The sequence below is a fragment of the Bacillus sp. V26 genome (genome assembly GCF_034296245.1).
In the GTDB taxonomy this organism is placed as follows: Bacteria; Bacillota; Bacilli; order Bacillales; family Bacillaceae; genus Bacillus; species Bacillus halotolerans.
On sequence record NZ_JAXKQF010000001.1, the window covers coordinates 1113183 to 1127476 of the forward strand.

Sequence of the window (14294 nt, forward strand, 5' to 3'; positions counted from 1 at the left end):
ATAAACTCTCCTTTAATCAAACAACACAAGAAAGGCAGCTGTCTTGCCCAGTATCTTTCGTTCTTGCATAGTAAATGGTTTTAATTCCTCTGTGATGTGCATACAAATCAATCCGGTTTAAATCACGAGTCGTCATTGTATCTTTTAGGAACAATGTAAAGCTGATTCCCTGATCAACGTGCTGCTGGATTGTCGCGATCATATCTACGACTTTGAACATATCCATATCATAGGCTTCTTTGTAGAAGAACCAGTTATTAGATGCAAGCCCAGGCATTGGGTAGTACGTTTTTGAGTTGCCGTATGTTCTTTCTTCAATCCGTTCCATAATCGGCATGACAGATGCCGTGCTTGACTGAACGTATGAAATCGAGCCTGTCGGCGCAATGCATAATCTGTAGCTGTGATACATGCCGTGTTCAGCGACAAATGCTTTTAATTGTTTCCAGTCCTCTGTCGTCGGGATATGCATACCTTCAAACAGATTTGCGATTTTTTCGTATTTCGGCGAGAAATCAGTTGAAACGTACTTATCGAAGTATTCACCAGTTGCATAGGTTGATCCTTCATATTGATCAAACGTCTCGCCCTTCTCTTTTGCGATCTCTGCAGAACGCTGGATAGAATAGAAGTTCACCATCATAAAGAATGTGTTCGCAAAGTCGCGCGCTTCTGGACTTTCATACGCGATGCCGTTTTGCGCAAGGTATCCGTGAAGGTTCATAGCGCCGAGACCGATTGATTTCATCGCTTTGTTTGCCCGTCTTACAGCAGGTGCATTACGGATATCAGTCGTTTCAGATACGTGAGTTAAAGAATCAGTCGCAAGCTTAACAGTCTTTTCGATCGATTTGTGCTCCATCACGTTGAGAATGTTAAGCGATCCCAAGTTGCAGGAAATATCCAAACCGATTTCATCTTCTACGTCGTAGTCTGTGTAAGAAGAAACCTGAGATGCCTGCAGCACTTCAGAGCAAAGGTTAGAAAATTTCACCTTTGAAATATGGTTATTCGCATGTACTTTGTTGACATTATCCTGGAACATGATGTATGGATAGCCTGATTCAGAACGAAGCACCGCCAGTTTTTCGAGCAATTTCCGCGGGTTGATTTTCTCTTTTTTCACCCGAGGGTTGTCGACAAACTTATCGTACATTTCATTCATGTCCATTTCGTCCATGTGCTGTCCGTACTCTTTATAGATGGTATGCGGATAGAATACATAAGCGGCTTTGTCCTCACGCGCAAGCTCAACGAACTTGTCCGGAATGACTACACCGATAGAAAGTGTTTTGACGCGCACATCCTCGTCGGCAGAAATCTTTTTCGTATCGAGAAAATCATTGATATCGCGGTGGAAAATGTTTAAATACGCCGCACCAGATCCTTGTCTTTGTCCCATTTGGTCAGCATAACGGAACGCGTTATCAAGAAGCTTCATAACGCCTACAACGCCTTTTGTGGCATTTTCAACATCTTTGATGGCTTCACCTTTCGCGCGAAGCTTGGACAGGTTAAGAGAAACCCCGCCGCCCAGTTTAGAAAGCTGCATGGAGATATCGATCGCTCTTGAAATGTCGTTTAAAGAATCATTGACTTCGAGCAAGAAGCAGCTCACCAGTTCTCCGCGGCGTTTTCTGCCAGCGTTCAAGAATGTCGGTGTGCTCGGCTGATATTCCTGATTGATCATCAGGTTGACATATTCTTTTGCTTTCTCAGTGTCGCCGTTTGCGAAGAACAGCGCAACAATTGAGATCCGGTCCTCATAACGCTCGAGGATTTTTTTCTTGTCATTCGTTTTCAAAGCATAGTCATTATAGAATTTAAACGCACTCATGAAGGAAGGAAAACGAAACTTCTTAGCGTAAGCTGTCTTAAACACTTCTTTAATGTCTTCAAAAGAATAAAGGCTTAAAAATTCTTCTTCATAGTATTGATTTTCAATCAAATAATCCAGCTTCTCTTTTAAATCGTGAAAGAATACTGTGTTTTGATTGATATAATCTACAAAATAGCTATGTACAGCCTCTTTATCCTTATCAAACTGGAATTTTCCATCTTTTTGGATCATGATTTCGTTATTTAACTGGATCCATTTTGGCACTTGATTTTGTGACAACTCTTTCTACCTCCTGAGTAAACAATTCAACGTCTTTAGATGTGCCGCTGAGTTCAAATTTGTGCAAAATCGGCACCTGATATTGTCTTGATATGGTATCGGCGCTTTTCGCAAAGTTATCGCCCCATACTTTATTGCCGCTCGCAGCGACGCCTAATAAGAGATGGGCGTATTTTTCGAGAAATGATTGTGTTGATGCCGGTACCTGGCCGAAGTTTGTCGTGTAGGTGACCAAAACAAACGGAGTGTCCATGTGGTCAATTTCGTCCACCTTGCGTATTTGCTGAAAGTCTATCTTATTCACAAAGCGCTGAACATTCCCTGTTTTTGAATCAAATATGATTTGTACCACGTTTTATCACGACCTATCAAAAAAATATGAATCTCTCAACCACTAACACTATATATAGTATACTACCCTCTGGCAAAAACACAATATATAGATTCGTTTTAATAAAAAATTCATATTTTCTCTCTGGCACCCTCATGAGGGCCCAAAAAAGAGAGCAGAACGAGAATCATCTCTCATCCTACTCGAAGTGTCGTTTTTAAGCCGATGTATATCATAACATGAAAAAAAACTGCTTAGTAGTCTAGATTTTTTTTTCTTATACTGTCACAGCATTTTTCGCTTTCGACTGTTTCTTCTATTTCTGCGTCAGCGCCGATTTCTTCTAAAACTGCCTTCAATGCGCTTATAATTGAGGCTTCTCTGATTAATTCTTTTCCATTAACAATAATACTCGTTCCATATTCATAGCAGGAATCGTCTTCACAGATTTCTTCCCAGTGATTGACAATAATCTTATGCTTCATCATTTCACCCTCTGTATGTTCTGTGTCAGTATTCAGTTTAGCGGCCTGCGTCTGCTTTGTAAAATTCCATGCTTGTGAATTTTATTCAAGCTCATCAGACGGAAACTCTTTTTTAAGCTTTACCTTGTTATCAGCCTCATTATACTCATAAATTTCTATATTGCCGTCATTTACGATTCCAAAATGATTATTTTCGAGCGGAAATGAACTTGGCTGGGGCGTTTCATAAGAATCTCCGCTATCTGTTTCAATTACTGTTTCATCCCTCCCGCACGCACCAAACAATAAGAACACAGCAATCCAGACAAGTGCAATTCTGATTCGTCTCAACTCCGCTTCGGATTCAGAAAACATTCGTTCACTCCTCTTGCGTTCAAATTTTTTACATTATATACACTTTCCCCCTTCTTATGTTCTCATTATAAAAAAGATCACGCAAGTTAAAAAACCAGAGAGACTGCTGTGTTAGCCTTTCAGCCCCTCCCTTTCTTCCTTCTGTACATAAATGGATACTGAACCTCCGTTTACATGAAATTCTCCCCATCCATCAGAATGAATCGTAACAGGATCGGAGCGGTTCCCAGTAATGTCATACCATGTCTCGCCGGCATTTTGCTTTCCGACGTACATCCTCTTTGACCCGCCAGGACCGTCTGTGATTAATGCAGCCAATCCTGATTGGGCGGCCGATTGATCACCTTCTCTCGTCCAGCCAATCACATCCTCATGGTCAAAATAATCATGCTGGGTCCCGTATGCATAATGTTTACGCGCTTTTAAAATGGGTTCTATTTTATTTTTGAGCGACGGAATTTCCCTTGACGATGAACCCTTTGTTCCATACATATCTCCATAGAAAACCTGCGGGTAACCAGCCTCTCTTGTTAAAATGAAGGCATAAGCGAGGGGCTTAAACCATGTTTGTACAGTCGACTCCAATGATTGCCCCGGTTGTGTATCATGATTTTCCACAAATGTTACCGCTTGCATCGGATGCTTCGATACGACAGTGCCATCCAGCAAATGTCTCATATCATAGCCGCCCCCCTGTGAGGATGCAGCCTGCAAATGATAATGAAGCGGGACATCAAAAACAGATTGCTTAAAATCAGTTTTATTCAAATAGTTTTCGAGCTCGTTCAGGTTATTTTGCCAATACTCTGCAACTGTAAACATTTCCTTTCCTGTTGATTGTCTGACTGCCTTTACCCAATCACTCAGAAAAGAAAATTTAATATGTTTAACAGCGTCGAGCCGAAAACCGTCGAGTTGAAGCTCGTTTGCATACCAGGTACCCCATCTTTTCGTTTCTGCGACAACATCCGGATGATCATAGTCAACGTCTGCATACATCAAATAATCGTAGTTGCCGTTTTCCCTTGATACTTCCCAATCCCATGCCTTTCCATCCCCTCGAAACTTATAGATGCGGTTCAGCTTTCGGGATTCGTCCCAATCCGCTCCGTCGAAATGGTACCAATGCCACTTAAAATCGCTGTACGTGCTTCCGCGGCCCGGGTAATGAAAGCCTGTCCATGCTTTTATTTGATACTCTCCTGATGTTTCCTGATTTCTATCGTTTGGATTCACTTCGACCGCGGTTACATCTTCCGTTGCATCCGCGCCTGCCTTATGATTCAAAACAACATCACCGTATACTTGGATGTTTTGCGAATGCAGGGAGCTGATCGCTGACTGGAGCTCCGGTTTTGTGCCGTATTTTGTTCGCATCGTCCCTTTTTGCTGAAATTCTCCTAAATCGTACAAATCATATGGGCCATATCCATTGTCAGATTGACTCGTTCCTTTGTATGCAGGCGGAATCCATACAGCAGTGATTCCAATTTCAGATAAATGCCCCGCATCTTCTTGCAAACGTTTCCAATGTTGTCCGTCATTAGGCAGGTACCATTCAAAGTACTGCATCAGCGTGCCATTTACGCTTGCAGCCCAAGTTTTAGATACCGGCAGCGTGACAAACAGCAATGTTAAGAAAAACACCAGACCGCATGATATGGCACATTTTCGTTTGTGAATCATTCTCCTCTCCCCTTTCCAGTGATTACAAATCATTGTACAACAATAGGAATTTTACACAAATAACCAATTTCCTGTATTTTTTGTAATCTCTATAGGAATTTCTGTGACACAAAAAACCTCGGGCTGAAAGGGGACTGACCCCATAAGATGAGACAAATAAAAAACACCTTCAAGTTTGAAAACGGATAGTTGTTATCCTTAAATAAGACTTGGAGGTGTTTTTTGTATGGGAACAAGAGTGAGTTATCCGATTGAAGTCAAACAGAAGGCTGTAGAAATGAGATTGGCAGGCGTGCCTACGAAAGAGATCATGCAGGAACGGAAAAGGTCCGGAGTATTCTTCCGAATTAGAGAAACTGCAGGCAGAGAACCGTTATCTGAGACAACAAAATGAAGTTTTAAAAAAGTACAACGAATTGGAAAGGAAGTTGATAGCCAAACGTCAGTTGAACTTGTAGAAGTATTGCACGGCACAATGACCGTACAGAATATCTGTGTTCATTTAGGTATCTCACGAGCGTCTTATTATCGTTGGAAGAAGAACCTGATGAAAGATCATCCCAAGTGCCATTTGGAAAAACAAATCGGCACGTTGTGCCGAGAGCACAAGTATCGATATGGATATCGAAAAATTACAGCTATATTAAAAAAGGAAATGCGTGTTACATAGTGACCAAGGATCTGTGTATACATCTTATGAGTATCAGAAAGCTGTTAAAACAAAAGGCATTACCATGAGCATGTCCCGCAAAGGGACGCCCGCTGATAATGCCTCCATCGAATCGTTCCATTCCTCACTAAAGTCTGAAACGTTCTATCTTAACAGTATTGATCGAACCACGACCGCCATCGTAGAACGCACTGTCAAAGAATACATTCATTATTATAACAACATTCGTATTCAAACGAAACTAAACAGCCAATCACCGATAAGCTATCGGCAATTGGCTGTATAAAAGGTGTTTTGATCCCTGTCTCAAAAACGGGGGTCAGTCCCAAAGCCCGAGGTTTTTCTATTTCGTTTTTATCTTTATGGTCTATTCTAATTCAAGCTGGACGTTTTTTTGCGGTGCAAAAGTCGAGATCGCATGTTTATATATAAGCTGCTGCTTACCTTCCGATTCTAGCAATACGGTAAAGTTATCAAAGCCTTTCACCTGGCCGCGCAATTGAAAGCCGTTCAGTAAAAAAACAGTGACATACGTATTTTCTTTGCGGATTTGATTCAAAAACTGATCCTGAATATTAATCGGTTTCATGTTTCGTCCTCCTTGATTCTCTATATCATACAGTTTCGATTAAAGTTGCAGTTTTCCTGCTATATGTGTGAAAATTTCCTTTTTTTTCAGCTCCATATCAACAGGCGGGGTCATATCGAACCAGTCAACCGGCATTTTGTTGCGAAACCACGTCAGCTGGCGTTTTGCATACCGTCTGGAGTTTTGTTTTAATTGCTCGACAGCCTCAGAAAGTGTCACAAATCCGTCAAAATATGCGTACAGCTCCTTGTAGCCGATCGCCTGTATCGATTGACAGTCTCTCAATTTTCGGTCGTAGAGCTGTTTCACTTCCGGAAGAAGTCCGGCTTCCATCATCAGATCGACTCGCTGATTAATCCTGTCGTAAAGCGTGTCTCTGTCCATTGTAAGCCCGATTAATACAGCATTGTACAGCAGCTCCCGCTTTTGCTCTTTTAAATGCTGCGACATCGTTTTACCAGATGTATGTAAAATCTCCAGTGCGCGAATCACTCTTCTTGTATTATTCGGATGAATCGCTTTTGCTGCCTCCGGATCAGCCGCAGCCAGCTTAGCATGAAGGAATTCAGCCCCCTCCTGCGCCGCAGCCTTCTGCATTTCTTCCCGAAACGCAGGATCGTTCGCCTCTTCCGTAAAGGTATAATCGTAAAGGACGGATTGAATGTAAAGCCCCGTACCGCCTACAATCATCGGAAGCTTTCCTTTTTTTGCGATCTCGCTGATTTTATTTCTGACCAAGCCTTGATAATCCGCGGTGGAAAAAGAATCTGCCGGGTCTAGAATGTCAATCAGATGATGCGGCACACCTTCTGTCTCCTGTTCAGAGATTTTAGCTGTCCCGATGTCCATTCCTTTATAAACCTGCATGGAATCTCCGCTGATAATTTCCGCGTTCATTGCCTTAGCAAGCTGAATGCTTAAATTGGTTTTCCCCACTGCCGTTGGTCCGACTAATATGACAACGGGCTGTTTGTTATTTTTCACTATGTATCACTCTCTTTTACAAATCTCCCCCCATTATAGCATTCATCATATATAACCACCTATCCATTTTGCCCTTTTTTTGCAGCAGTAAACATCTCTTCTACCAGCCAAGAGGCTCATTTCCTACAATTTCCCTTGTCTTGCCTTTCAAATGATGGCGATGCGTTTTTTTGCTTTGATTTCGGGGATCGTACACTACGCCTCCGTAACGGATCTGAATCGGCTCGTTATAAGCGAGATAAGTGTTTTCTTCAATTTCGTGATAATGTGTGCCGTCAGCCCTGGAAATGGCAGGGCCCGAGATCCCGTAATAGCGGTGGAAATGTCCATTTTCAAACGAAGTAATCCCAGTGAAGTAGTGTGTATGGCGATCCGTATTCGTTCCGTTTGCCGGCTGAGTAAAACCTTCAATGATATGATAATGCCCCTGTTCACTGGTTGTTTTAGCACGATAAGCATGTACGTGAGGCGGCGCCATGGCCCAGTCAGACTGATACAGGCCCAATCAATTCACTCTCCTTCTTTTTCAGCTGAACGCCCAATCAAATTTGGGTAGGCTGAATACACTGCATCATCTACACTTTATTATTGGAGGAAAGAAAAAATGAACGAAGTGGAATATTTCATTGACGAAAATGATGCAAGAATCTTTGGCAGACCAGGGTTCGGCTACGGGTTTGGACGGCCAGGTTTTGGATTTGGCAGACCTGGGTTTGGCTATGGCTTTGGACGGCCGTTTGGATTTTACGGAGGACCTTTTTTTGGCGGGCTGGTAGGCGGACTTGTAGGAAGTGCTTTATTTAACCCTTATTTTTATGGCGGATATCCTTATCCCCCGTACCCATATTACTACTAAACCTGGCAGACCCCTTATAAAAGGGGTCTTTTTTATCCCCCGAATCTGAGTTGAAATGAATCTCTTGACTCATACATAGGTTTGCACTAATATTTTTCTAGCTGATGATCTTTTCATTAACTTACATTTATCATATTTTGAGTGAGGAGGATTACGATGTTGATCGGTTACTTATTCCTCACAATTGCCATATGCTCAGAATCAATCGGAGCGGCCATGCTGAAAGTGTCTGACGGCTTCAAAAAGTGGAAGCCGAGTGCATTGGTCGTGATTGGTTATTCCCTTGCCTTTTATATGCTGTCGCTTACCTTAAACCGCATCCCTCTAAGCCTTTCATATGCGACATGGAGCGGCGTGGGTACGGTGCTGACGGCCGTTATCGGGGCGAAATTTTTCAAGGAAAAACTGAATGTAAAAGGACTTATTGGGATTGGTCTATTAATTTCAGGTGTCGTGCTGCTTAATTGGCAGTAAGGGAGTGTTGTATATGAGAGGATTTCTTTATTTGGCTCTTGCCATATTATCTGAGGTATTTGGGAGCACAATGCTCAAACTCTCCGAAGGCTTTACGCAATTCTGGCCTATTATCGGAGTGGCTGCCGGATTTCTGTCCGCCTTCACGTTTTTAAGCTTTTCTTTAAGAACCATAGACTTATCAAGCGCTTACGCCACTTGGTCTGGTATCGGGACGGCGCTTACAGCGGTAGTCGGTTTTTTGCTTTTTGGCGAAACCATCAGCTTGAAGGGTATATTTGGGCTGACACTCGTTATTGCAGGCGTTGTGCTGTTAAATCAGTCAAAAGCCCCTAATAAAGAAAAAAAGCAGACGGCCTGTCAGTGACCGTCTGCTTTTTTATGATTGCTCCGATATTTTTACAGAAGCTTCCAGCTGCAGTTCGACATTTCCTTGAATGGCTCGTGAGATCATGCAGGAAGACTCCGCTTTTTCACAAAGCTTGTGGGCTAACGCAACGTCTTCTTCTGAGGCATCGTGTCTGAGAACTACTGCCGGGCGGTGAATGATTTTTTTGTATGTAAAGATCCCTCCTGTCACATCGACTATGCCTTCTGATTCCATCTGCAGATCTTCTTTTTCCAGTCCGCTTCTTTCCATCATAGCAGCAAGCGTAATAATATAACAGGTTGCCGCTGCCCCGAGAAGCATTTCATCCGGGTTGGTCCCCTCCCCCGGTCCGTCCATTTCTTTAGGAATAGAAATAGACGTGATGAGATTGCCGCTTTCGATTGTGCCGACATCATTGCGTTTTCCCGGCCAATTCGCTTTTAGATAAAAATGATGATCTGCCATTTGATTGCCTCCTTCAATGGATTCCATTTCAGTCTACTGATCTTCCTTGATTTTGTCCTCTGATTTGCTTATTAGGAATATTCTTTTTCAAGTACATGTTTTATCGCCCCGACATAAGAGTAGAATTCACTGGTTTTCGTGTATTTCCTATCTTTATAGTAAAAATCATCAAAAAAGGCTTCTCTCTGTTCACGGCTGATTTCCAGCTGGATACTCAGCCCGGTTTCCCCCTGGTTATTAATGTTATCTGCACTTAATCCTGCAAGGCCGCTTTGAGAGGACGCTAATTCGGCTGAAAACCCTCTATTCTCAAGAGCTCTGACAATCATTTTCGCCCGCTTACGGTCTGTTCCTCCGACAAGTGTATTTTTCTTTTCTCCTTTATATCCGTGAAAAGCGACAACGTACTGGTGCTCCTTGATCTTCTCTTCAGCCAATGGCTCATCAAAGTTGGTGCTTGTAATGTGCAGCGTTTGATTATCATGTGACTTTAAGCCCTCAAACAGGTAAGTCGAGTAGTCATCGTTGAAATAACGCACAAGCTCACTTACTCCGCCTTCAATTCTTCCGCCGTGCGGAGACATGATTAAAACTTTGCTCCCTTTTTTCTCTTGATAAGAAATATCATAATCAGCAGGGTCCTCATTCTCTGCCAGACTGCTGAAATTTGAATATGTATCCGGCTGGTTGGATGGTTCAGGTTCTAATGAGTAATGAACATATCTTATGAATAAGACTATGGCTAAGACTAATATGACATTTAGTAAAAATCTTCTCATGTTAAACTCCTTTCACAAGAATGGCAAGGTTCATTATATGAGGTATAGTCAATAGGTTTTATCTTACCATTGTATACACCATATCATCAGTGAAAAAGTTCCCGGTTTCAAAAAATCAATTGAATGTCACATTTATCAGCGGTTATATTCAAATATCAGTGAAAAAAGATTGAGAGGAAAAACGAAAAAGGTAGGAATAACCTCACTTGGTAATTAAATGTATAGAGGAATAAGGAAGGTTTTACTAAAAACCAGGCTGTCCGGGATGCTGAAGCGGACAGCCTGTTATAGTCCTGCGAACCGGGGTTCTTGCTTCCTTGTTCGCACAAAGTCACAGGAGAGGATAGAGTCTAATAAAAACGTTCTGATCTGATGGTTCGTAAAACAAAAAGCTTTAATTTGTGTTTTGCTTTTCTGCCTGACGATAATCGTTCTTTTTGTTATGGTGCCGTCTTTCTTCATATATATAATGCTGATTGGTATCTGATCTTCCAAAGACCGGCGTAAGAAGATATTCATACGATTATCGCTCCCTCCTGTTTGATATATATAAATGATAATACGAACAAACGTTTCTTTTCAATACCCAATGATTAACAGTACACATGATTCTTTCGTATCAGATTCAAAAGATTCATAAAAACAAACTCTTGTCCGCCTCTTCTAAAGGACAAACAAACTTACCAAACATATGATCCACTCATAGAGTATACAGAGAACTTCATAATAGGAGGAAAATCGATGTTTGGCTACTCTATGGTACAAATGGTGAGAGCAAACGCTCATAAGCTTGATTGGCCATTACGTGAAAGCGTCTTGCAGCTCTACAAGCCCTTCAAGTGGACTCCTTGCTTTTTACATCAGTTTTTTGAGACAAAATTAAAAAACAGAAAAAAAATGTCGGTCATCATTGAATTCGAGGAAGGCTGCCATGAGGCCGGCTTTCAAATGGCGGGACAGGTTTTACAAAAAGAAAAACGCAGCAAGCTAAAAAACCGTTTTAACAAAATCAATTGCTGCAGCGCAGAGGTTACCCCTTCAGCATTGCATTCTCTTCTTTCTGAATGCAGCGATATTCGCAAAGTGTATTTAAACCGCGAAGTCAAAGCGCTTCTTGACACAGCAGCCGAAGCAAGCCATGCAAAGGAAGTCGTCAGAAGCGGGCAAACCTTAACCGGTAAAGGCGTTACAGTCGCAGTAGTCGATACAGGAATCTACCCGCACCCTGACTTAGAGGGAAGAATTATTGGATTTGCCGATATGGTAAACCAAAAAACAGAGCCGTATGATGATAATGGACATGGCACACACTGCGCAGGTGATGTCGCAAGCAGCGGCGCGTCATCTTCCGGCCAATACCGCGGACCTGCACCGGAAGCCAATTTAATCGGAGTAAAAGTGCTGAACAAACAAGGTTCAGGCACGTTAGCGGACATTATTGAAGGCGTCGAATGGTGTATTCAATATAATGAGGACAATCCGGATGAACCAATTGATATTATCAGCATGTCCCTTGGCGGCGATGCGCTGCGTTATGACAATGAACTGGAAGATCCATTAGTCAAAGCAGTTGAAGAAGCTTGGAACGCCGGGATTGTCGTCTGTGTTGCTGCCGGAAATTCAGGCCCTGATCCGCAGACAATTTCAAGCCCTGGTGTAAGCGAAAAAGTCATTACTGTCGGCGCGTTTGACGATCACAATACAGTAAGCAGCGAAGATGATACAGTTGCTTCTTTCTCAAGCCGCGGACCGACTGTATACGGGAAAGAAAAGCCCGATATTTTAGCACCGGGCGTAAACATCATTTCCCTTCGCTCACCGAATTCATATATCGATAAGCTGCAAAAATCAAGCCGTGTAGGGTCTCAGTATTTTACAATGTCGGGGACATCAATGGCAACGCCGATCTGTGCGGGAATCGCCGCCTTAATACTCCAGCAAAATCCAGATCTTACGCCGGACGAAGTGAAAGAGCTGCTTAAAAATGGGGCTGATAAATGGACAGGCGAAGACCCGAATATTTACGGTGCCGGAGCAATCAATGCTGAGAAAGCTATCCCTGGTGAATAAGATTTCATGATCTTCGTGAACACTGCTGGTTCGTTAAAGGGTCAGCAGTGTTTTTAGCATACATAAGCCGGTATATCCCAGCAGAGTGTAAAACATAAAACAATTGGGAATAGTTACAGTATAGATCAAAAGGAGGAATGACTGATGGCACTCAATAACACTGAGCTTTCTGAATGGTTGAGAGAGCGGATCGGCCAGACGCTTGATATTAGAAAAGGCGAACTGACCAATAACCAAGACGAGATTTCAGATTTGGATCAGATTGTTCTTCACCTTCAAAAAGTGGGCATACGCAGCGCAAACCACCCTGACGACTACGTTGCAAATGACGAACTCGTCCTGGAAGGCGAAGGAACAACCTTTACAGAAGCTGGAGACGTACCGCTTCCGCAGAACGCTTATGAAATTCCTTTATTAGGGGATATTCACATTCACCAAGAAAATGGCGGATTGAAGGTACTGACAGATCGTGCGGTATATACTATTGATGTACAAAACAAATGAAGAAACTTTCACCTGGTCGAAAGAATACAGCGCCTTTGAAATTGCCCCAAAGGCGCTTTTTTGCATGGAATCATTTCCTTACCCGCAAGCCGATATTTTCGTCCCAAAACTATTGAACGGCACCTAAAATAGATATATAGTTTTAGACATAACAGGTTGTCGTTTCCAATGGGATTCTGTTATACAGATTGCGCAAAGCTTTCTTTTACATCTGGTCTAAACTGAATAAATGCATCTGTCTTAATCTATTAGGCGAGGAGAATGGAAAATGGAAAATTTGATGTTTCATCCGCATGCTAAAGAGTTTCATGAAAACCCCTTTTCAGTTTTAGGCCGTTTTAGAGAACACGCACCCATTCATCGATTCGAATTACACCGTTTTGGAAGTACATATCCGGCGTGGTTAATCACCCGTTACGATGATTGCATGGCATTTCTTAAAGACAACCGAATTACAAGAGACGTTAAAAACGTAATGAGCAAAGAACAAATTGAAATGCTCAATGTCAGTGAAGACGTTGATTTTGTATCAGATCATATGCTGGCAAAAGACACACCTGACCATACTCGTTTAAGGTCACTGGTTCACCAAGCATTTACTCCCCGCACCATTGAAAATCTACGCATCGGCATCGAACAAATTACTGAACGATTGTTAGATGAAATGGAAAAAGAGAATGAAACAGACTTCATGGCATCCTTTGCATCACCGTTACCGTTTATCGTGATTTCTGAAATGATGGGCATACCGAAAGAGGATCGGGCACAGTTTCAAATATGGACCAATGCCATGGTTGATACTTCAGAGGCCAACCGAGAACTGACCAATCAGGCTCTTCGGGAGTTTAAAGACTATGTTGGCAAGTTAATTCATGAAAGAAGAATACAGCCAAAAGACGATTTGATCAGTAAACTTGTGCATGCTGAAGAAGACGGCCAAACGTTAAGTGAAAAAGAACTTTACTCTATGCTGTTCCTTTTGGTGGTAGCAGGACTTGAAACGACGGTTAACTTAATCGGATCTGGCACCCTTGCATTGCTTCAGCACAAGGAAGAATTAGAGAAACTGAAACAGCATCCTGAAATGATAGATACAGCCGTTGAAGAATTGCTGCGCTACACCTCCCCTGTCGTGATGATGGCAAATCGGTGGGCCATTGAAGACTTCTCCTACCAAGGCCATTCTATCAAAAAGGGAGACATGATTTTTATAGGAATCGGTTCTGCCAATCGAGATCCTGAACGATTTGAAAATCCAGAAACATTCGATATAACCAGAACACCTAATCGGCATATCTCTTTCGGCTTTGGGATCCACTTCTGTTTAGGAGCGCCGCTGGCAAGATTGGAAGGGCAAATTGCGTTTAACGCACTGCTGAAACGATTTCCGCAAATTGAACTTACGGTAACGCCAGAAGAGTTGAAATGGAGAAAAAATGCTTTTTTAAGAGGATTAGAAAGTCTTCCGGTCTCACTTGCAAGGAAAGATTCACTTTCACACCTCAGCTGATTTCTTCCAGCAGATAAAAATCCCCCTTTTAAAGGGGGATTTTATATT

The 14294-nt window shown here is 42.3% G+C and carries 17 protein-coding genes and 1 pseudogene; 7 read left to right on the forward strand and 11 right to left on the reverse strand.

The genetic code is table 11. From position 1 onward, the window contains the following. Nucleotides 1-16 precede the first annotated feature (16 nt). From nrdE to amyS, 5 genes are all read right to left on the reverse strand, one after another. Nucleotides 17-2119 carry a class 1b ribonucleoside-diphosphate reductase subunit alpha gene (gene nrdE / locus UJ203_RS05955; protein WP_106020805.1) on the reverse strand — a complete coding sequence of 701 codons (2103 nt, stop codon included), beginning with the start codon at nt 2117-2119 and terminating at the stop codon, nt 17-19. Then, nucleotides 2079-2471 (reverse strand): class Ib ribonucleoside-diphosphate reductase assembly flavoprotein NrdI, encoded by a 393-nt coding sequence (gene nrdI / locus UJ203_RS05960; RefSeq protein WP_322009098.1) that lies wholly within the window; start codon nt 2469-2471, stop codon nt 2079-2081. Before nrdI ends, nrdE begins: the two co-directional genes overlap by 41 nt. Before the next feature lie 233 nt (nt 2472-2704). After that, entirely contained in the window at nt 2705-2935 is a 231-nt protein-coding gene (locus tag UJ203_RS05965; RefSeq protein WP_024121497.1) for a hypothetical protein, read from the reverse strand. A gap of 81 nt (nt 2936-3016) precedes the next feature. Continuing rightward, a complete protein-coding gene (locus UJ203_RS05970; RefSeq protein ID WP_105954286.1) occupies nt 3017-3289 on the reverse strand; it encodes a YmzC family protein in 273 nt (90 codons plus the stop codon). Nucleotides 3290-3400: 111 nt separating this feature from the next. Beyond that, on the reverse strand, nt 3401-4975 hold the full coding sequence (gene amyS, locus UJ203_RS05975; protein WP_415859178.1) for an alpha-amylase: 1575 nt from the start codon (nt 4973-4975) through the stop codon (nt 3401-3403). Nucleotides 4976-5201: 226 nt separating this feature from the next. Between amyS and UJ203_RS05980 the strand changes: the two are divergent. Continuing rightward, nucleotides 5202-5931: pseudogene (locus tag UJ203_RS05980) on the forward strand (IS3 family transposase). A gap of 81 nt (nt 5932-6012) precedes the next feature. Here UJ203_RS05980 and hfq read toward each other — a convergent pair. From hfq to UJ203_RS05995, 3 genes are all read right to left on the reverse strand, one after another. After that, nucleotides 6013-6234, reverse strand: a complete 222-nt coding sequence (gene hfq / locus UJ203_RS05985) for an RNA chaperone Hfq (RefSeq protein ID WP_003221097.1) — start codon at nt 6232-6234, stop codon at nt 6013-6015. Between the two features lie 39 nt (nt 6235-6273). Next, entirely contained in the window at nt 6274-7218 is a 945-nt protein-coding gene (gene miaA, locus UJ203_RS05990; protein WP_322009106.1) for a tRNA (adenosine(37)-N6)-dimethylallyltransferase MiaA, read from the reverse strand. Between the two features lie 100 nt (nt 7219-7318). Next, nucleotides 7319-7696, reverse strand: coding sequence for a YmaF family protein (locus tag UJ203_RS05995; RefSeq protein WP_322009478.1), 378 nt, complete (start codon nt 7694-7696; stop codon nt 7319-7321). A gap of 126 nt (nt 7697-7822) precedes the next feature. Between UJ203_RS05995 and UJ203_RS06000 the strand changes: the two genes are divergently transcribed. The 3 genes from UJ203_RS06000 (at nt 7823) to UJ203_RS06010 (ending at nt 8915) form a co-directional block, all read left to right on the forward strand. After that, on the forward strand, nt 7823-8074 hold the full coding sequence (locus UJ203_RS06000; protein ID WP_024121492.1) for a hypothetical protein: 252 nt from the start codon (nt 7823-7825) through the stop codon (nt 8072-8074). A 156-nt stretch (nt 8075-8230) separates the two neighbouring features. Continuing rightward, a complete protein-coding gene (gene ebrA, locus UJ203_RS06005) occupies nt 8231-8548 on the forward strand; it encodes a multidrug efflux SMR transporter subunit EbrA (protein WP_044155800.1) in 318 nt (105 codons plus the stop codon). 13 nt (nt 8549-8561) lie between these two features. Further along, nucleotides 8562-8915: a DMT family transporter gene (locus UJ203_RS06010; RefSeq protein ID WP_024121490.1), complete on the forward strand. Its 354-nt coding sequence runs from the start codon at nt 8562-8564 to the stop codon at nt 8913-8915. A 12-nt stretch (nt 8916-8927) separates the two neighbouring features. On the opposite strand, the gene UJ203_RS06015 is transcribed toward UJ203_RS06010, so the two are convergent. From UJ203_RS06015 to UJ203_RS06025, 3 genes are all read right to left on the reverse strand, one after another. Then, nucleotides 8928-9383 (reverse strand): OsmC family protein, encoded by a 456-nt coding sequence (locus UJ203_RS06015; RefSeq protein ID WP_322009110.1) that lies wholly within the window; start codon nt 9381-9383, stop codon nt 8928-8930. A gap of 71 nt (nt 9384-9454) precedes the next feature. Beyond that, the gene (locus tag UJ203_RS06020; RefSeq protein ID WP_322009112.1) at nt 9455-10162 is read right to left on the reverse strand and encodes a poly-gamma-glutamate hydrolase family protein; all 708 of its coding nucleotides are present in this window, start codon (nt 10160-10162) and stop codon (nt 9455-9457) included. A 285-nt stretch (nt 10163-10447) separates the two neighbouring features. Then, a complete protein-coding gene (locus tag UJ203_RS06025; RefSeq protein WP_024121487.1) occupies nt 10448-10681 on the reverse strand; it encodes a hypothetical protein in 234 nt (77 codons plus the stop codon). Nucleotides 10682-10903: 222 nt separating this feature from the next. Here UJ203_RS06025 and UJ203_RS06030 point away from each other — a divergent pair, with 222 nt between their 5' ends. The 3 genes from UJ203_RS06030 to UJ203_RS06040 all read left to right on the forward strand — a co-directional run bounded on the left by UJ203_RS06030 (nt 10904) and on the right by UJ203_RS06040 (nt 14246). Beyond that, the gene (locus UJ203_RS06030) at nt 10904-12232 is read left to right on the forward strand and encodes a S8 family peptidase (RefSeq protein ID WP_322009113.1); all 1329 of its coding nucleotides are present in this window, start codon (nt 10904-10906) and stop codon (nt 12230-12232) included. A gap of 144 nt (nt 12233-12376) precedes the next feature. Further along, nucleotides 12377-12736 (forward strand): hypothetical protein, encoded by a 360-nt coding sequence (locus UJ203_RS06035; protein ID WP_024121485.1) that lies wholly within the window; start codon nt 12377-12379, stop codon nt 12734-12736. A 268-nt stretch (nt 12737-13004) separates the two neighbouring features. Beyond that, nucleotides 13005-14246, forward strand: coding sequence for a cytochrome P450 (locus tag UJ203_RS06040; protein WP_322009114.1), 1242 nt, complete (start codon nt 13005-13007; stop codon nt 14244-14246). The last annotated feature ends 48 nt before the right edge of the window (nt 14247-14294 follow it).